An 18,557-nucleotide genomic window follows, 5' to 3' on the forward strand; every position below is an offset into this window, starting at 1 on the left:
GACACATTATGTTAGCAAATCAGGAAAGCCTTTTTACCGATACGCTTCCAGGCGCCTCTCATTGGTCGATGGTCGTACCAAAAGGCCACACAGTACAATTTAAAGATGTAGAAGGTGGGGCAAACATGAGCCTGCTGTTCTACAACCCTAGCAACCTGCTAGAGCGCTACAACGCTCCCGACACGTTGAAGTGTCAACACACGTTTAAACTCACTGAAGGCAACTGCTTATATTCTGATATGGGGCGGATTTTTTGCTCCATTGTTCGTGATGACACAGGTTGGATAGACACGGTATGTGGCGTTGCAAACAAGCGTAAAGTCGCGCAAAAGTGGGGCGAGCGCGATTACCAAAGCGATCGTAACCAGTGGAAGCAAAACGGGTTTGACGCCTTGCTTGTCGAAGTCGCTAAATACGGGCTAGGCAAACGTGACTTAGCAGCCAACGTAAACTTGTTTAGTAAAGTGTCGACAGATGACGCAGGGAACCTACTTTTTGCTGAATCCCACAGCAAAGCAGGTGATTGTATCGATCTTCGATTTGAGATGGATACTTTAGTTGTGATGACTACCTGTCCACACCCAATGAACCCTCAGACCGGTTACCCGTTCAAACTAGTAGATGTGTGCGTATTCGAATCGGAAAAGCGCTTAGACAACGATGTTTGCTACAACCATCGCGACGAGAATGCGCGTGGATTTGAAAATAATCGACGCTACTTAGCGCAATCAGACGCCGCTTCACCCGCCACTAGTCACTGCTGTTAAGGGACGCATTATGATTTTAGAAAGCCAATTAGATCCGCAAGCCGCCTTGCATCGTGACGTTGTTCCTGCCGGGGACTACTACATGAAGGTGTTAAAAAAAGGGCAAACCCTACGCATTCTAGATTTAGAAGGCAATCAAGCCGCGGATACACTGTTTTACAGTGCCGCCGACCCTTCGGAGCGCTATAGCGCGATAGATACCATCCGTGAGCAAGGCAATGTCTACTTGACGGCGGGCACTAAGATTTTATCGGATCTTGGTAACGTGATGCTTGAAATTGTCGCAGATACTTGTGGGCGACACGACACATTAGGCGGCGCGTGCGCTACCGAAAGCAATACCGTTCGTTACTCTGTCGAAAAGAAATGCATGCACGCTTGCAGAGACAGTTGGTTGCTTGCGGTGGCAGAAAATGAACAGTTTGGCATGTCCAAGCGCGATATCACCCACAACATCAATTTTTTCATGAACGTGCCAATTACCTCTGACGGCGGACTGACGTTTGAAGATGGGATTAGCGGCGCGGGCAAGTACGTTGAGCTTAAAACGCACATGGATACGATTGTTCTTATGTCTAACTGCCCTCAGTTAAACAACCCTTGTAATGCCTACAATCCTACGCCTGTAGAAATGATTGTTTGGCAATAAAGTCAGTCACATAACTAAAAAATGAGCAAGGGACGACCCTATCGAATGCTCTTTATTTTTCCGGGACGACCCGGGTTTTAGGGACGAAATTATGATTAGTAAGGTCTTAATTGCTAACCGTGGTGCCATTGCCTGTCGAATTATCCGCACATTAAAACAACTCAATATCTCGAGTGTCGCTGTATACAGCGAGGCGGACTCCCAAAGTTTACATGTTGTTGCTGCTGACCAAGCGTGCTCGCTGGGTAAAGGAGGAGCGACAGACACCTATCTTGATCAAGACAAAATCATTGCGATTGCAAAACTAACGGGCGCAGAAGCCATTCATCCCGGCTATGGATTTTTAAGTGAGAACCCTGAGTTTGTCGAACGATGTGAGCAGGAGGGAGTGGTTTTCCTAGGGCCAACACCAGACCAAATGCGTACCTTCGGCTTAAAACACTCTGCTCGTGAAGTGGCACAGAAAGCTCAGGTTCCATTGCTTCCAGGTACTGGATTACTCACCGGCAAAGAGCAAGCGTTAGCAGAAGCTGAGCAAATTGGCTATCCAGTCATGCTTAAAAGTACCGCCGGTGGCGGTGGTATCGGTATGCAGCGTTGCAGCAGCGCTCAAGAATTGTCGGATGCGTTCGAAAGTGTAAAGCGATTAAGCGAGAATAACTTCAGTAACAGTGGCGTTTTTCTAGAAAAATTCATTCAGCAAGCACGCCATATCGAAGTACAGATTTTTGGTGATGGAGCAGGGCATGTGGTCGCTCTGGGTGAGCGTGATTGTTCAGCTCAGCGCCGCAATCAAAAAGTGATTGAAGAGACCCCTGCACCAAACCTAAGCCAGCAAACACGAACAGATTTACACAATACCGCTATCCGGTTAGCTCAGCAGGTGAACTACCGCAATGCAGGCACTGTGGAGTTCGTTCTCGACCAACGCAGTCAAGAGTTCTACTTTTTAGAGGTGAATACGCGCTTGCAAGTAGAGCATGGCGTTACAGAAGAAGTCTTTGGAGTTGATCTGGTCGAATGGATGGTGCGTCAAGGCGCAAACGATCTTGATCTTGCCGCCTTGGGGCAAAATTTACGCTCGCAAGGGCATGCGATTCAGGTGCGCCTGTATGCAGAAGACGCCAATAAAAACTTCCAGCCGTGCGCCGGATTGTTAAGCCACGTCGAGTGGGCTACGCAAGACAACTTACGTGTTGAACACTGGATAGAGGCTGGCGTTGAAGTCTCGCCGTTTTTTGATCCGATGTTGGCAAAAGTTATTGTACACGCATCGAGCCGCGATGAAGCGCTCTCACAATTAAAGCGAGCACTAGACGACAGTACAATTTATGGGATTGAGCATAATAAGGCTTACTTAAGTCAGTTGTTGGACAGCCAACTTGTTAAAGACGGTGAGGTACTGACTCAGTCTCTTAATCAATTTGAATACCAACCCAACACCTTTGATGTGATTAGCGGCGGTACTCAAACAACTATCCAAGACTACCCAGCACGAACCGGTTATTGGGACATCGGTGTTCCACCGTCTGGACCTATGGATTGCCTAAGCTTCCAACTCGGCAACACTTTGCTGGGCAACAACCCTGATTGTGCAGGACTTGAGATCATCGTATCGGGACCTACTCTTAAGTTTAACCAGGCAACGTCTGTGTGTTTAACCGGAGCCACCATTCAAGCTTCGCTGGAGGGTGATAGCGTCTCTATGGGCATGCGTATTGATATTGCAGCGGGCCAAACCCTTAAGTTAGGTAAGATCATAGAAGGTGCTCGAACCTATCTGGCCATTGAAGGTGGCATCGATTGTCCAGAGTATCTAGGCAGCCGTTCAACCTTTACATTAGGGCAGTTTGGTGGCCACGCTGGACGTGCTTTGTGCTCTGGTGATGTACTACACCTTAATGCGTGCGAATCAAACACAGCGTCGAATCTCACCAGCGTGTTCCAGCCTCGTATTACCGACGAGTGGAAAATTCGCGTGATTTACGGTCCACACGGCGCGCCAGATTTCTTTACCGACGACGATATCGACGCCTTTTTTGATGCCGAGTGGAAAGTGCACTTCAACTCTAGTCGCACAGGGGTTCGGTTGATTGGGCCAAAGCCTAACTGGGCTCGCGCAGATGGCGGTGAGGCCGGTCTCCATCCATCGAACATTCACGATAATGCGTACGCGGTGGGGACAATTGACTTTACGGGAGATATGCCCGTTATCTTAGGTCCTGATGGCCCAAGTTTAGGTGGGTTTGTATGTCCAGCAACCATCATAAAAGCCGATTTGTGGAAGATGGGACAATTAAAGGCGGGTGATAAAATTCGCTTTATTCCGGTTTCGATAGCGAGTGCTGAACAAGCGGAGCGTCATCAACTTGATCAGCTCACAACGGCAAGTGTTGAAGAGCTAGCGCTAGATCGTGAAGCGCCGAGCTCGCCCGTTATTAAAACCATACCCGCAGAAAAATTTGGTGAGCAGGTAGTGTATCGCCCAAGTGGTGAAGACTACCTGTTGGTGGAGTACGGCCCACAAAAACTCGACATACGCTTACGTTTTAGAGTCCATGCGTTAATGCTGAAATTACAGCAAAAGCAGCTACAAGGCGTTCAGGAACTTACGCCAGGTATTCGCTCGCTACAAATCCATTACGATAATTTGGTTTTACCGCGAGAAGATCTTCTCATTGAGCTGGAAGAGATTGAGTCTTTACTAGAAAACATCGATGACCTTAAGGTGCCTGCTCGAGTGGTCCACTTGCCCCTGTCTTGGGACGACGAAGCCACTCGATTGGCCATTCGCAAGTATGACGAAATCGTGCGAAAAGATGCGCCATGGTGTCCAGACAACATTGAGTTTATCCGCCGGATCAATGGTTTAGATTCTGTCGATGACGTCAAAAAAATTGTGTTTGACGCAAGCTATCTGGTTATGGGTTTAGGTGATGTGTATTTAGGTGCACCTGTTGCGACGCCAATGGATCCTCGCCACCGATTAGTGACCACCAAATACAACCCAGCCAGAACTTGGACACCGGAAAACGCTGTTGGCATTGGTGGTGCCTATATGTGTGTCTATGGGATGGAAGGTCCTGGCGGGTATCAATTTGTTGGCCGCACGCTGCAAATGTGGAACCGTTATCGCCAAACCGCTGTATTTGATAAGCCATGGCTGCTGCGCTTCTTTGATCAGATTAAGTTTTACGAAGTCAGTGCCGACGAGCTGCTTGATATTCGTGAAAAACATCCGCTCGGCCAATTCCCAATGAAGATTGAAGAGACAGAGTTTTGCTTGGCCGATTATCAGCAGCTCCTAGACGAGCATGCACAAGAGATCAAATCTTGTAAAACCCGCCAGCAAACCGCCTTTGAAGCAGAAAGACAACGCTGGGAAGAGACGGGTCAGGCTAATTTTGTCGCAACTGAAATCGAAGAGTCTACGGTGTTTACGCAGCTTGAAGAAGGTCAAGAGGCCATTGAAAGCCATGTAGCAGGTAACATTTGGCAGGTGCTAGTAGAGCCCGGTCAAACCGTCAAAGAGAACGATGTTGTGATGATATTAGAAGCGATGAAGATGGAACTCGAGGTGACAGCAACCGTTTCAGGTGTGATTGACCATATTTGTCATGATGCCGGCGCTCAGGTTCATGCGGGCGAGCCATTAGTTGTCGTAAATACCTGTGAAGCATAGGAGCTAAGAAATGAATATAGAATTAAATAAGCCAACAACATCTGCTGAACCTACGACAATTCAATCGCTTGTTGAGGCCTATCGACAAGGCGCTCTAGAGCCGAAAGCTTTTTTGAAACAGAAGCTGGATCGTATTCGCTCTGAGTCATCGAATGCGTGGCTTGCGGTGATCTCTGATGAGCAGCTCGATGATTATCTGGCTCGATTATCTCAACGAGACGCCAGTGATCTTCCCTTATATGGGGTTCCTTTCGCCATCAAGGACAACATCGATCTTGAAGGGCTGGAAACGACCGCGGGCTGTGACGCCTATCGATATCAACCGAAAGAGTCGGCGTTTATCGTTAAGGTGCTTATTGCCGCTGGAGCCGTGCCATTGGGTAAGACTAGCCTAGACCAATTTGCCACCGGCTTAGTGGGCACGAGAAGCCCTTGGGGAGCGGTCAGCAATAGCTTTGATCCTCATTATATTTCGGGTGGCTCAAGTTCTGGCAGCGCAGTAACAGTGGCTACTGAGCAGGTTTATTTTTCGCTGGGTACCGATACAGCAGGCTCTGGCCGCGTGCCAGCGGCATTTAATAACTTGTATGGATTAAAGCCAACCAAAGGTGTGGTTAGCTGCAGTGGTGTAGTGCCCGCATGTAGAACCTTGGATTGCGTAACCTTTTTTACCAAATGTTCACAAGACCTCGCACTGTTGTACAAGGTGGGCGCACAGTATGACAGTGATGATTGCTACGCCCGCCCTCTAGAGCAATCGTCTCAATCGCAACCGCATTCTTTTAAAGGAACTCGAGTAGGTGTCTTAACCGAGAAACATCTGCAGTTCTTTGGTGATGAGGAATACAAGAAGCTCTATGCCCAAGCCGTAGCACGCGTTGAATCACTTGGTGCAACGGTGATCCCTTTCGATTTTGAACCCTTTCAAAACGCCGCTAATTTGCTGTATCAAGGTCCTTGGGTAGCCGAGCGTTATGCTGCGATTGAAGAGTTTTACCAGCAAAAGGGCGCTGAGTGCTTAGAGGTGATCCAAACCATCGTGGGAGGGGCCAAATCACTTTTGGCCAGTGAGGCGTACAAAGCGATGTATCAGTTGCAAGCTTACAAGGTGCAATGCGATCGCTTAATGGCGAGCGTGGATGTTGTGCTAACTCCAACCGCAGGAACCATCTACACCATTGAAGACGTTGAGGCGAACCCAATCGAGCTAAACTCAAATCTTGGTTACTACACTAACTTTATGAACTTGCTTGATTACAGTGCACTGGCTATGCCAGCAGGTTTCACCCAAACGGGACTGCCTTTTGGTGTAACCTTGTTTAGCCACGCCTTTAACGATGAGTCGCTGTTGTCGCTTGCCCATCACTGGGAGCAAATAATGAATTTGCCTCTTGGCGCGACAGGTCGCAGTTTACCTAACGCAGAAACAATGGATTTGCTGGTCTGCGGAGCGCATATGAAGGACTTGGCGCTGAATCATCAAATGATTGAACTGGGCGCCAACTTGAAACAAAGTACTCTCACATCCAGCAATTACTCACTTTACTGCTTAGCCGGAGGACCGCCGTTGAGACCGGGTTTGGTTCGAAACGAAGAAAATGGCCAAGCCATTGCAGTGGAAGTGTGGCGAATGCCAAAAAACAAAGTGGGCGCTTTATTGGCACAGATCCCACACCCTCTAGGCTTAGGAACCGTTGAACTGGAATCGGGTGAATGGGTTAAAGGCTTTATCTGTGAGTCAATAGGGCTTGTAGGTGCAAAAGAGATCACACACTTCGGAGGGTGGCGGAAATTTTTGGCTCAAGGTGCCTAATTGACTTGCCGAATCGATACATTGAAGCAATGATTGCTGGAGTGAAATCCAGCAATTAAAGTAAACTAGCACCCCAAAATATGCCGCTGACTCTTTTCGGCGGCTTGTTTATTTATAGACGGTACTTTTTTAGAATTGAACAGTGAAGTCCAATGGTGCTAATACGAATCACAATCCGCTACAAAAACCGACCTTTACTACCTTGTCACCGAAATCATGTTGCGACAGCAGAGGGATTGAAAAGTCCACGCTTTGTGAAATAGTGTTTACCTTTTTGATGGACTTATCCGAGAGCCAAAATCCGGCAATCTGGCGACGGTTCTGCGAAGGCGCGTAAAATACCACGCCATTTTCAGTTTTAGTCACCACCGATAAACAGAGATTGCGCTCTCCAATAGCATGATTGCTGTAGCCTGATAACGCATCAAGTACGACTAGCTCACCGGCCTTAATGTCAGCAACTTTGAGCACGCCGCCGATATGTGGTGTCTGGATCCAGGCCAATTCTACGATGCCATCGCTGTCTAAATCATAGCTCGCCACAATGTTAAGCCAGCGATTGGCTATACCTATTTCTTTAACCCAAGCGTATTCACTCAGCACGTTATCTACGATTTTATAGATCATGATCCCAGCACCATTATTTAGGTGCGTTCTAATGGTAATGATTTCGAGTTTACCGTCATTGTCTACATCAAATAGGCGAGGCTGAATGTCCTCATAAACATAGCTTTCAGTTAGGGTATGTGTGTAAGCCATGCCATCTTGCACCACTACCAGTTGCTGAGCTTCAGTAGAGTCACCTAAAATCCCGTGTCGATACCTCATGGTTGGTTGCGCGTAGTGCGCATAGACGGAGGCATCGTTGTTCGTGGTGACCTGGTTCTCTGGAAGTTGCGCAAAGTTGTTGGCTAAAAACTCTAGTACGTTGCCTTCAACCTTAACGGGGTTATCTGGAAAAGTTGTCGAACCACTGTCAGTCGACGCATGAGCAGTGTTAGCAGCGATAATAAAGTACAGTGGTATAAACCCCAAAAACATCCAAAATGTGCTTTGATGGTGATTAATGAAGTGTCGACAATTAGTGCCGTATTTAAAAAGTCGCATCCTTGCTTTCCTTTTTATAAATCGGTGTGGTTTTCACACTATACAAATGCATGCCAATCCAAATCTTGGCTATCCAAGGTGCTTTGTTGACAGCGGCCACAGTAGTATAGGGTTTACCATACCTGATATTTCGGGTTCATGTTAATTCGGTCATGAAACTTTCTCACAAATGTCGCCTAGCGATTTGACCGCAAATCGCGTGACAAAGTACTGTTAGTAAGTAGATTTTTTGCTTTCTTAACGCTGAAATGGAATGAGATGAGTCAACCAATAGAGATAACACTGCTGCGACACGGACGCTCGCTCGCAGATGATGAGAAACGTTGCGAAGGGCGATATGATTCGCCACTAACAGAGGTGGGTGTTGAGCAAACCAAGCGACGATTGGCACACTGGCAAGAAGAAGGTCGCTCGTTTGACACCGTTGTATCTAGCCCGCTTCAACGTGCGATGAGTGCTGCGTCCATCATTGCCGATGGTCTTAATTTGCCGTTGGACGTTGAGGTTAACTGGCAGGAGAAAGACAACGGATCTATTGCTGGGTTAACCTTTGCCGATGCCGATAAGCGTTTCCCAAAAGCTAGCTTCGTGAACCCATATGAGGCATACATCAAAAGCGCATCAGATGGCGAGTCTGAAGTAGAGCTTCATTGCCGAAGTTTACTCGCACTGCAGCACATACTGCGCAGTGGTCATTCAAAGGTGCTGGTCGTCTCACATGGTAAAATGATCAACGCTGCAGTGAGCGCAGCACTTGGCATAAAACCCACCGCCAACACGCCTAGTGTGATTTTTGCGCTTGGCGATCTCAGTTATATAGATCTGGTCTACTACCCAACAACCGATGTTTGGCTGGTTAAGCAATTGAATCACTTAACTACATAAAGAACATCAATAAAGTACGGCATAGGAGTCGCGAAATGCAGAAACCGATTAATTCCTAGAGCCTTTACCAGAGCGTCTTGCTCCCTAATTAACAGTGAGAATGACAAGCACAATCACCTGCGCAGTACTAACAATTATTTGCCTGCTGAGCTGTACTTTAACTTCGATAATGCAGTGCTTTCTGGATCATTTGCAGACGTCTTCAGTTGATGTTGTTTTATCTGATGGATCCAACTAAAAATGGCAAGGTATAGCAAAGACGCACCTGCCATCACGCCATACCATCCAAAACTTTGCCAGCAGTAGAGCAGTAAGAATCCCCCAAGACTGCCACCGATGTAGTAGTGGACTAGGTAGAGCGCCGTCGCCGTAGCTTTGGCGGTGGTCGCTTGCTGGCTTACCCAGGAGTACGCTAACGTATGGGCAAAAAATGCCCCGCCGCTGATCAGCAGTAAACCACCCAGCATCAATGGTATCGAGTCCAAACCTGAAATCAACATGCCACTTAAGCTTACACAAGCACCCAGTAAGATGCCGCTCAAAGGATCATGACGCTGTACCCAATGGTTGGTTAGCTTTGAGCTGATGGTACCCGCCAAATAGCATAAGAAAATTAGCGAAGCCAGGCCCACTGGGAGCGAGTGCGGCTCTGAGACCAGTCTAAACCCCATTACCGAATAGAGGTTAACAAACAGCGCAAAGTTTGCGCCACCAATTAGCATAGCTAGCCAAAGTGTGCGATTTTTTAAATGTAGTAACACAGAGCGGTTGTGATGCGTGAGCATCCTTTTTTGCGGTGTAAAGTTGTATTGATTCGGTAGTGTAAAAGCGATAAACAGCGCCCCAATCAAAGACCCCACCACAAAAACCAGAACGGCGTTGCGCCAATCAAAATAGTCGGTGAGCACACCACCCAAAATGCGTCCAAATATACCGCCCAATGAATTGGCTGCAATATAGCCACCAATCGCCACAGCGAACGCTCTTGGTGTGAGCTCCTCGACCATATAAGCGACCGCAACCCCGGCAAATGCGGCGACCGCAATACCCATCAGTGCTCGAGCAATAACAAGCTGTAATAGTGTGGTGGTAAATACCATACTCAATCCGATGATAGGAATAGCAAAAAGACTGAGCAGGATAATGGGTTTGCGCCCAAAGGTTTCAGAAGCAATTGCCCAAGGCACTAAGCTGATGGATATGCCAAGAGTCGTCGCGGCAAAGAGCCAATTTATTTGGGTTTCAGAAACGGTAAATTGAACCGCCATATAAGGCAAAATAGGCTGAAAAAGATAGAGATTGCAAAATATGATGAACGAGCCAATCGCAAGTGACTGCGTGATTCGTTTGTATTGGGGGCTACCTTTGTCAATCATGGCGCTGAGCCTATGTGAGTATGCGATTTGTGAACAACTTATCAGCTTCAGATAAATTAAAGAAATATATTAAAACTATTAACCCCATATATTAATTATATTGCCATGCTCGAATCAAAATCACTGCGCCATTTTTTAGCGGTTGCTCAGTTTGGCAGCTTCACACAAGCGGCTAAAGTGCTCCACATCGCGCAACCAGCGCTGAGTATTTCCATTAAAAAGCTAGAGCAAACGCTTGAGTTGGTCTTGTTTCGACGTGGAGAGAAGTCGATCACCTTAACCGAAGAAGGCAAAGTGTTGTTTGAGCATGCTAAAAGGATCACTCAGCAGTTTGAAGACGCTCAACTTGCCATGAATGAGCTGAAAGGGCTCGACAAAGGAGAGGTGCGATTAGGGGCGCCCAGTATGATGGGCTGTTACTTTTTCCCACAAGTGGTTATGGCATTCAAAAGTCAGTTTCCCAACCTGAAACTCACCATAATCGATGCGGGCACTGCGTCTATTCGTAAGATGCTGCTAAATGGTGAACTGGATATCGGTGTGATTAATCATCAAAATGTACCGGAAGATTTGGAAACCGACCACCTGTTGAGTTCTGAAATGCTCGCCGTAGTTGGAAAGGAGCACCCACTTGCCAACCAAGCGTCAATTTCCTACCAAGAATTTTTTGCTCAAGAGCTGATCATGTTCAAATCTGGCTATTTCCATCGTGATTTTATTGATGCTACCTCGCAAAAGTATCAACTCGACTCCAAAATCGCATTTGAAACTAACTTGCTGCCAATGATCCTTTCCATCGTTAAGCAAGAATTTGCGATCACCGCATTATTAAGCCTAGTAACTGAACATGAAAAAGACCTGGTTGGGATCCCGTTTAAGCAGCCCATCACATTGAACCTCTCACTTGCTTGGAGAAAGCAAGGATACCTGTCGAAGGCAGACCGAACGTTTATTGAGTTTGTGAAGCGGTATGTATAATATTTTTATACGAGATTGTCGTAGCTTGAATCAGTAGATAAGCATTGTTGACAATCGCGCAATATCTACATAATCACATGATACCAAACACAAAAGTTCTATTAATGGTGTTGGCTGGACGGCTTAAAACTTAATGTTAATCACTCTACAAAGTGATCGTACCTTGCATGAAATCCACCGCATGACCACTCAACACAACTCGCTCACCAGTGATATCACAGTGAACGACGCCCGAACGTTTAGACAGTTGCTTCGCGATCATGGTGTCTTTGTTCAACTCTCGTTGCCAATAGGGCGCGAGTTCACAATGGGCTGAGCCTGTCACTGGATCTTCATTGACTCTGAGTTTAGGAAAGAAACATCGACTGACAAAATCATGCTCGTCGTCTTTCGCTGTGACCACGACCCCACGGTGATCAAGTTCGGCCATTTTCGCAAAGTCTGGTTTTAGGTCAGACACTTGTTGTTGGTTCTCTAGTATCACCACATAGTCAAAGGCTAAGTAAACGGCTTTAGGTGTTATCCCTAATGCGTCGATTAAGGTTGATGGCGCGTCTATATTGCTTGGTATTGTGGCAGGAAAATCCATGCTATACCCAGCAGCGGTTTTTTCGACAATAAGGATGCCACTTCGCGTTGAAAACGAGATTGAGGGTTGTGCGAAGTGTAAGTGGGTAAACAGCACATGCGCCGCTGCTAAAGTGGCGTGACCGCAAAGATCAACTTCATCTTCAGGAGTGAACCATCGCAGTTCTACGTTGGTTTCTGTCTGAACGAAAAACGCCGTTTCAGATAGGTTGTTCTCTTCGGCAATTTTTTGCAACTTGTGGTCATCAAGCCAGTGATCGAGTGGGCATACGGCCGCGGGATTGCCCTCAAAGACATTGGTGGCAAAGGCGTCGACTTGGTATAGCTTGATGTCCATTCATGTTCTCCTAATCAGTTCGAATACTAGCGTCATTTAACTATACGATAACACGGATAAATGCAGGCCGTTCAATGACTTTAGTCGAAGGTTCTCCATTAATGAAGGGTATAAACGGTGAGTAAAAAAATGGGTATTGCGGCGATGGGCAAGATGGCGAATTGCGAAAAATGTGGACGCAAGAAACAACACCAATGTTGCCCTCGCGTCTTTGTCTATAAGTGGGTTAAGCCCTATAGGGCTATTTGAGCGGGTCGTTGTCCGGTAGTACGCTATGGATCCACAGCGCGAGGCGTTTTTTGATGTTTGCACCATCTTCTTTTTCGGCTGGCAGCGGCGTAATTTGATTCACCTCTACCAAGAATAAGTACACAGCTTTTACTTTGGTCGGCTGCGGTGAGGTAGGAAGTTTAAATCCCTGCATCGTTGCCATTTTCAGCCCGACTTCTAACGCCTTTTTGACCAGCTTATCTTCATTGTGCAATTTTGTGGTTTTGGACATGGTATTTTCCTTAACGTTAGCGTGAAATAAGTATATCAAACTGGTGAATTTGCGAATTTACTCTGACCCCAAAGTGAGACGCAGTGGACGGGTTTATGCTTGTTTGCTTAATTAATGCGCAATGCTGATAGGCGGGATGAGCGTTTTTTACTCTAGTATTAGAGATGACCTTTGTTAGGGAAGTAAGGATAAGTCTATGAAAATTGCAGTGACAGCCGCCAGTGGTCAGTTGGGTTCGGCGATTGTAGAAGCGGTTGTCGAGTGTACTTCTGCCGAGAGCGTCATAGCGCTTGCGAGAACGCCGCAACGAGCCAAACACCTTGGTGTTGAAGTTAGGCCGGGTGATTACAATGAACCTTTGCAGTTAGAGCAAGCGTTGCAAGGTGTTGACACTTTACTCATCGTTTCTGGAATGGATGCGCCAGACAAACGTATTGAGCAACACCGAAACGTCATTCGCGCGGCAAAAGCGGCAGGGGTGAAAAAACTCGTGTACACCAGCGTACAAGGCGCGGAAGAAGGCACGGCTTTCTCGCCGGTGATCCAAAGCAATCGCCAAACCGAACAAGACATACGCGATAGTGGCCTCGATTGGGTCATTGGTCGTAATGGTATCTATATCGAGCCAGATGTTGAGTACATCGAAAACTACAAAAAAGTGGGCAAGATAGTAAATTGCGCGGCCGACGGAAAGTGCGGGTATACCACACGCCAAGAGCTTGGCTACGCATATGCGCGCATGCTCACGAAAGACAAACACAATGGAAACACCTATAACCTACACGGAGAAGCGCTAACGCAGACCGAACTGGCGAGCTACTTAAACCTAGCGTTTGGCACCGACCTTAAATTTGAGTCCATGACGGTCGACGAGTACAAGCAAGACCGAGTGGCAGAATTAGGGGATTTTATCGGTACGGTGATCGCGGGAATTTACCAAGGGATCCGCGAGGGTAAATCCAATAATCCGAGCGATTTTGAAGCGGCGGCGGGGCGTGCTCACCAATCGTGGGACAGTTATTTTTCTTCTCTAAAAGCATCGAACCCTTAGCAATAACTTGCGTAGTGCAGGTTCACTTTACCGCATCAACACAAAGACCATTAATTCGAGATAAACCGGAGCGCAGTATGAGCCACGATCTTCAAGCAAATAAACGCAATGCTATCGCATTTTACGAAACCGCTTATCGCGGAAAGCCCCGAGAGGCAGTAGAGACATACGTTGGTGGCGATTACATTCAGCACAACCCGTTGGTAGGAAATGGACCAGAGCCGTTTATCAAGTACTTTGAACGGATGCAGGCTGAGTACCCAGAAAAAGAGATCAAGTTTGTTCGAGCCATTGCTGAAGGGGACTTAGTGGCACTGCATACGCATCAAACTTGGCCCGACAATGTAGAATACGTGACGATGGACTTTTTCAGGTTTGATGACAACGGCAAAATTGTTGAGCACTGGGACGCGATGCAAGAAATTCCTGAAACAACGCTTAACGGCAATACAATGTATTAGCGCTGTTGAATGCGGCAAACTATACGACCCAATGCCTTAGCGATTTGGGCAGCGCAATACCAATCAATGCAATTTTCTAACTCGTTAATTACTTCGATTGGTATAATTGCGATTTTAGCCTTGTGGTTATAGGGCGTCTTCCACTTTGACTGCGATGTCTGCGTTGACCCACTCTTTCCATACATGCGGATAGTTCTCAAAGAAATAGTACATGGCTTCTTCCGAGTCGGCTTGGTTGTCTTCAATCCAAGCAAGCAGTTCATTCATGGTTTGATTGGTATATCCGCGGCTCTCAAAGTATTGAAACGCAACGGGCTCGTTTTGAGCAAATGCCTCAGTAGTCAGTGTGTAAACGGGCGCTGAAGGGTACATAGTCACTTTAGGAGAGGCACATTCTGGCTGAGTAGTACAGTTACGAAACTCGTCCACATCCGTTCCGCTACCAAAATCAACTTTAACCATATTGTACTTTCCTAAAACGGACGTTGGTGCCCAGTAATAGCCAATCCAAGGTCTTTCTCGCTCGTACGCTTTTGCGATGGTGGCGGCAAGTGCTGCGCCCGAGCCAGGATCAATCATTTCGAAGCCGTGATCGTCGAGCTTAAGTGCGTCAAATAGGTGTCCGGATGTGATTTGGCAGGTCCAACCCGCTGGGCAGCCGTAAAACGCGGATTTTTCATCATCTTCAGGGTGCTGAAAAACCTTAGCGTGTTGGATCACCCCCTCAATCGTTGTGATCTCTGGGTATTGCTCTACCAAGTAATCGGGCACCCAAAAGCCTTCCTCACCACCATCAAGAAACGATTTACCAGCCAGTCGCAGCCGTTTGTCTGCGACACCTTTATCTATCGCAGCTTTAATCCCATTGGTCCACATTTCTGGGGCCACATCGGGTTGTCCTTTTTCTATCATTGAAGTGCCGGTCGGTACGGTATCTCCGGGGATCAATTCGGCACTACAGTCCATACCTTCATTAAGGATAAATTGGTCCACATAGGCCATAAAACTGGCGGTGTTCCAGTTCATATCTGCGATGGTAAATTCACCGCATTCGTCGGCTTGTACACTGAGCGAGAGTGTCGACAGTAGTGTCGCCGCAACTATTGTGAGTGATGATTTCATTGGCGCTAATCCTATTTGTTGTCTATCGCTCAAAGAGTTGGCAATTCCCTAAAAGCGTCAATCTTATCCATAAAAGTGTATGTTCCCAGATAGATACATAACCTCAACGCTACAGATTCTAGTCTAAATGTAGCAATTTGAGCAGGATAAAATGAGCCACAAAATTGATCTAAATCTACGGATTACTCGATGAGATATTTTCCGTAAGTTAATTTTGCTGACAATATCAACTAACGTCACTGTAGTTGACATTTTCAACAATGTTGGTGCGAAATTGAACGAGTCGTCTGTAGTTTTGTTCGTACTCAAATGGCTTGGAGTCACCACCAACTTTTACGTTGTTTAAACCACCCTTTGTGGTTCCACTAAATATTAAAAAGGTAAGAGCTATGTTCCCGACAAAACCAAAACAACAACAGTACCGAGTCATTATTGAAGAGATTGATGCAGAAGAACCCAAGTCACTTGAGTTTAGCTATCAAGACCGTGAAGACGTGTTCAACATTATCGATAAACTTAAAAAAGGCAGTGGGTTAGAGCCAGAGAGCGCTACACAGGTTGCGGTTGCTCTTCGCTTACTTGGCCCAGTAATGATGAAAGATCGTAAACACCCATTATTTGCAGACTTTGCGCCGCACTTTAAAAGTTTTATGCATAACCTAAAAAGTACGGTTAAAGAGTCAATGAAGGCATAATCGAATAAACGCGGTGAGGTGTCGCTAAGTACGCCACCTTACCGCGTTGTACATTGTGTGAATGATTGGCTATTTGCGGGTCATCACGTCTACAACGCAAACTAAGTTAGAAAACCCCATTTTGGTTGGCGATGTCTCCACCATTAAATAGCGTAAACACTCTCATCGAAAAATCTAATGGCTGAATCGAATCCCAATGCTCTACAATTTGGCCGTTTTCAATGCGCCAAGTATCAATGATATTCATCCCTTTTTGATCATTACCCCTATGGGATTTGTCGATGGTTGCATGGGAATGAAAGATGACGTAATCACCATCGACGTATATGTGTTTTACGTCATAGCCATAGTCGGGATAATCCTCAACAAACTCCTCTAGAAATCCAACTAATCCTGGTACTTTGTCCTCAAGGTTGCGGTTGTGTTGTACGTAGGCACTACTGTTGTAATGCTCTAAAACGTAGTCAAAATCATGGTTGTTCATAAGGTGTTGAACGAAATCGGTGATCAACTCGGCGTTTGCCAGCTCTTGCTCAGTCCAATTTGATTTCTTAAGCGACGAAAAGTCGATGAGTAGTGGGTTGGTCGATTGTCCGTAAGCGAGTGTACTAACGAACAGAAGTACGAACGAAGTCAGTGATTTTAGCATTGTGCAGTCCTTTGATTAATGTTCATGTAGGTATACATTGATAACCATGGTAATTAATAGTAACCTACTGTGCAAGAAGGCACTAAAAGCGTACCTAGGCACTTTTTGGTAACCCCCATGCGTTAACCAAGCAATTTAGGAAGATAACAATGACGGAAGCAGCAACATCAAATAGACGCGTTTTTTACAACGACCATAACTGTCCAGTACGTAATGTCGTTGCACAAATAGGCGATAAATGGTCTTTACTGATCCTGTTCGCACTGGTTGATGGTCCAGAGCGTTTTAATGCTCTCAAATCACGAATCCAAGGGATTTCACAACGAATGCTTACCCAAACGCTGCGTGATCTTGAGCGAGAGGGTTATGTGTTGCGAACCGTTTATCCTGAAGTGCCAGTGCGTGTTGAGTACGCTCTAACTGACATGGGAAAGGAGATAGTGAAGCCTCTGTATCAGCTTGTTCGATGGGCGGATGATCATCATGAAGAGATAAAACAAGCGCGACAAAGCTATGATGAGAAACGTTAAGCGTAAATGCTTCTGGTGGGGTGGTTGCTGTTTTTCAATTAAGTATTTTAGACCGCAACCTTACATTAATTGAGAGTGAGCTAATAACGCTAGATGGTTTACGAATCAGCTTAAGGGCGTTGTAATGTTATTACTTTCTATATGCGTTAAATTCTACTTTGTCGATTTTTTCTAACTCCCACATTTTTATTGCTATTACATACAGTTAGGAAAGTAAGTGCAAAAGCACATCGCTCTCTATTTTACTTAGCACTGACTTCCCATTTTTGGATTCTAGATCGATTTCAACCCAACCATCTGACCCCATAAACTCAGCAACCGAATAACAAAGTTCACTGGTTGTTGAAATATCACCCTTTAGTCTGAATATTCCAACTGACGTATGAATTCGAGATATAGAAAATTCCATCCTACATAACCTTGTTACGCATTTAATATGCCGCTAAATATAATTTTATTGGAAAACGGGTCAGTTGCTGTAAAGCACTCCCCACCCCAGGGCGCTGACTCTAACGCCGGATTGCAAAATCTATAATCTTTCTGTTCCAATTCAGTAAATAACTGCTGAACCTTATCTGTATTTACGAAAACCTTACTGCCCGGAGTACCATCACCCGAATGCTCACTTAGGTGAAACACAAGACTGCCTTTTGAAACTTGCATATACAGTGGGAAACCTTCTTCAAATCTATGCTCCCAATCCAGACTCATGCCTAAATAATCTAGGTAAAAGTCTTTAGCTTTTTGAATATCGAAAATTCTTAAAATGGGAATTGTCTGAAAGTTCATAGTGTTAATTTTATCCTTGAAAACTCAATACCTGACCGATAGTGATTTCGGCTAGCGTTTACGAACCCGCCGTGAAGCGCTTTTTAAGTCGTTGAAATTTAATGACTTGGCAGACATTGCCACATAATTGAAAATGAACAACCAATAGCAATGAACCAAAAAACAGAACGCAACAAATCTTTGTTTAACAAATAGCAAACGTGGTAAGCAACTCGAAAACAAACATGTATTATCGCTAGAATTTGAACCAATTCTGTTGCTGAGTTTGTCGCTATCGCTAGCAAAACGGACACAGAAAATACGATGAGTGACTCAAAGGCATTTTCATGTGCTGCTAAAGCTCTTGAGCCAAATCCAGTTAGCGTCGATTGTTGATCTCGAGGGTATTTATTATTGTACCCACCAGCCTTACTCATTGCGGACGCTAATGGGATTTTTGCAATGTAAGGTAACAATGCAACTATGATCAGACACCAAATTAGAGTTTGCAAATCAATATCCTTATCTACGCTTTTTTAAGAGCCACTTAACGAATGATATGGACTCCCTCTGCTTGAACCATTTCGTGCCATAGTT

The 18,557-nt window shown here is 45.9% G+C and carries 18 protein-coding genes; 10 read left to right on the top strand and 8 right to left on the bottom strand.

Annotation, left to right across the window (positions count from 1 at the left end; translation table 11 throughout):
* Positions 1–8: 8 nt before the first annotated feature.
* The 4 genes from JQC93_RS02930 to atzF all read left to right on the top strand — a co-directional run bounded on the left by JQC93_RS02930 (position 9) and on the right by atzF (position 6,911).
* Positions 9–767 (top strand): urea amidolyase associated protein UAAP1, encoded by a 759-nt coding sequence (locus tag JQC93_RS02930; RefSeq protein WP_205156957.1) that lies wholly within the window; start codon positions 9–11, stop codon positions 765–767.
* Between the two features lie 10 nt (positions 768–777).
* A complete protein-coding gene (locus JQC93_RS02935) occupies positions 778–1,416 on the top strand; it encodes an urea amidolyase associated protein UAAP2 (RefSeq protein ID WP_205156958.1) in 639 nt (212 codons plus the stop codon).
* Between the two features lie 91 nt (positions 1,417–1,507).
* Entirely contained in the window at positions 1,508–5,098 is a 3,591-nt protein-coding gene (gene uca / locus JQC93_RS02940; protein ID WP_205156959.1) for an urea carboxylase, read from the top strand.
* 10 nt (positions 5,099–5,108) lie between these two features.
* Entirely contained in the window at positions 5,109–6,911 is a 1,803-nt protein-coding gene (atzF, locus tag JQC93_RS02945; protein WP_205156960.1) for an allophanate hydrolase, read from the top strand.
* A 168-nt stretch (positions 6,912–7,079) separates the two neighbouring features.
* Here atzF and JQC93_RS02950 read toward each other — a convergent pair whose 3' ends face one another.
* On the bottom strand, positions 7,080–8,018 hold the full coding sequence (locus JQC93_RS02950; RefSeq protein WP_205156961.1) for an FG-GAP repeat domain-containing protein: 939 nt from the start codon (positions 8,016–8,018) through the stop codon (positions 7,080–7,082).
* Positions 8,019–8,276: 258 nt separating this feature from the next.
* On the opposite strand from JQC93_RS02950, the gene JQC93_RS02955 reads away from it, so the two are divergent.
* Positions 8,277–8,903: a histidine phosphatase family protein gene (locus tag JQC93_RS02955; RefSeq protein WP_205156962.1), complete on the top strand. Its 627-nt coding sequence runs from the start codon at positions 8,277–8,279 to the stop codon at positions 8,901–8,903.
* 134 nt (positions 8,904–9,037) lie between these two features.
* On the opposite strand, the gene JQC93_RS02960 is transcribed toward JQC93_RS02955, so the two are convergent.
* Positions 9,038–10,279, bottom strand: a complete 1,242-nt coding sequence (locus tag JQC93_RS02960; RefSeq protein WP_205156963.1) for an MFS transporter — start codon at positions 10,277–10,279, stop codon at positions 9,038–9,040.
* A gap of 105 nt (positions 10,280–10,384) precedes the next feature.
* Between JQC93_RS02960 and JQC93_RS02965 the strand changes: the two genes are divergently transcribed.
* Positions 10,385–11,257, top strand: coding sequence for a LysR family transcriptional regulator (locus JQC93_RS02965; RefSeq protein ID WP_205156964.1), 873 nt, complete (start codon positions 10,385–10,387; stop codon positions 11,255–11,257).
* Between the two features lie 145 nt (positions 11,258–11,402).
* On the opposite strand, the gene JQC93_RS02970 is transcribed toward JQC93_RS02965, so the two are convergent.
* On the bottom strand, positions 11,403–12,182 hold the full coding sequence (locus JQC93_RS02970; protein ID WP_205156965.1) for a PhzF family phenazine biosynthesis protein: 780 nt from the start codon (positions 12,180–12,182) through the stop codon (positions 11,403–11,405).
* Between the two features lie 241 nt (positions 12,183–12,423).
* Positions 12,424–12,684, bottom strand: a complete 261-nt coding sequence (locus tag JQC93_RS02975) for a DUF5062 family protein (RefSeq protein WP_084882380.1) — start codon at positions 12,682–12,684, stop codon at positions 12,424–12,426.
* A gap of 196 nt (positions 12,685–12,880) precedes the next feature.
* Between JQC93_RS02975 and JQC93_RS02980 the strand changes: the two genes are divergently transcribed.
* Both JQC93_RS02980 and JQC93_RS02985 read left to right on the top strand, forming a co-directional pair.
* Positions 12,881–13,735, top strand: a complete 855-nt coding sequence (locus JQC93_RS02980) for an SDR family oxidoreductase (protein WP_205156966.1) — start codon at positions 12,881–12,883, stop codon at positions 13,733–13,735.
* A gap of 77 nt (positions 13,736–13,812) precedes the next feature.
* A complete protein-coding gene (locus tag JQC93_RS02985; protein WP_205156967.1) occupies positions 13,813–14,196 on the top strand; it encodes a nuclear transport factor 2 family protein in 384 nt (127 codons plus the stop codon).
* Between the two features lie 126 nt (positions 14,197–14,322).
* Here the strand turns inward: JQC93_RS02985 and JQC93_RS02990 are convergent, their stop codons facing one another.
* Positions 14,323–15,318, bottom strand: a complete 996-nt coding sequence (locus JQC93_RS02990) for a glycine betaine ABC transporter substrate-binding protein (protein ID WP_205156968.1) — start codon at positions 15,316–15,318, stop codon at positions 14,323–14,325.
* A 389-nt stretch (positions 15,319–15,707) separates the two neighbouring features.
* On the opposite strand from JQC93_RS02990, the gene JQC93_RS02995 reads away from it, so the two are divergent.
* The gene (locus JQC93_RS02995; protein ID WP_205156969.1) at positions 15,708–16,013 is read left to right on the top strand and encodes a DUF3861 domain-containing protein; all 306 of its coding nucleotides are present in this window, start codon (positions 15,708–15,710) and stop codon (positions 16,011–16,013) included.
* Between the two features lie 106 nt (positions 16,014–16,119).
* Here JQC93_RS02995 and JQC93_RS03000 read toward each other — a convergent pair whose 3' ends face one another.
* Positions 16,120–16,662, bottom strand: coding sequence for a nuclear transport factor 2 family protein (locus tag JQC93_RS03000; RefSeq protein WP_205156970.1), 543 nt, complete (start codon positions 16,660–16,662; stop codon positions 16,120–16,122).
* Positions 16,663–16,811: 149 nt separating this feature from the next.
* Between JQC93_RS03000 and JQC93_RS03005 the strand changes: the two genes are divergently transcribed.
* Entirely contained in the window at positions 16,812–17,192 is a 381-nt protein-coding gene (locus tag JQC93_RS03005) for a winged helix-turn-helix transcriptional regulator (protein ID WP_205156971.1), read from the top strand.
* A 423-nt stretch (positions 17,193–17,615) separates the two neighbouring features.
* Here JQC93_RS03005 and JQC93_RS03010 read toward each other — a convergent pair whose 3' ends face one another.
* Both JQC93_RS03010 and JQC93_RS03015 read right to left on the bottom strand, forming a co-directional pair.
* Positions 17,616–17,981 carry a glyoxalase superfamily protein gene (locus JQC93_RS03010; RefSeq protein ID WP_205156972.1) on the bottom strand — a complete coding sequence of 122 codons (366 nt, stop codon included), beginning with the start codon at positions 17,979–17,981 and terminating at the stop codon, positions 17,616–17,618.
* A 98-nt stretch (positions 17,982–18,079) separates the two neighbouring features.
* Positions 18,080–18,472 carry an MAPEG family protein gene (locus tag JQC93_RS03015; RefSeq protein ID WP_205156973.1) on the bottom strand — a complete coding sequence of 131 codons (393 nt, stop codon included), beginning with the start codon at positions 18,470–18,472 and terminating at the stop codon, positions 18,080–18,082.
* Positions 18,473–18,557 lie beyond the last annotated feature (85 nt).

It is taken from the genome of Vibrio ulleungensis (genome assembly GCF_016900875.1).
Classification (GTDB): Bacteria; Pseudomonadota; Gammaproteobacteria; order Enterobacterales; family Vibrionaceae; genus Vibrio; species Vibrio ulleungensis.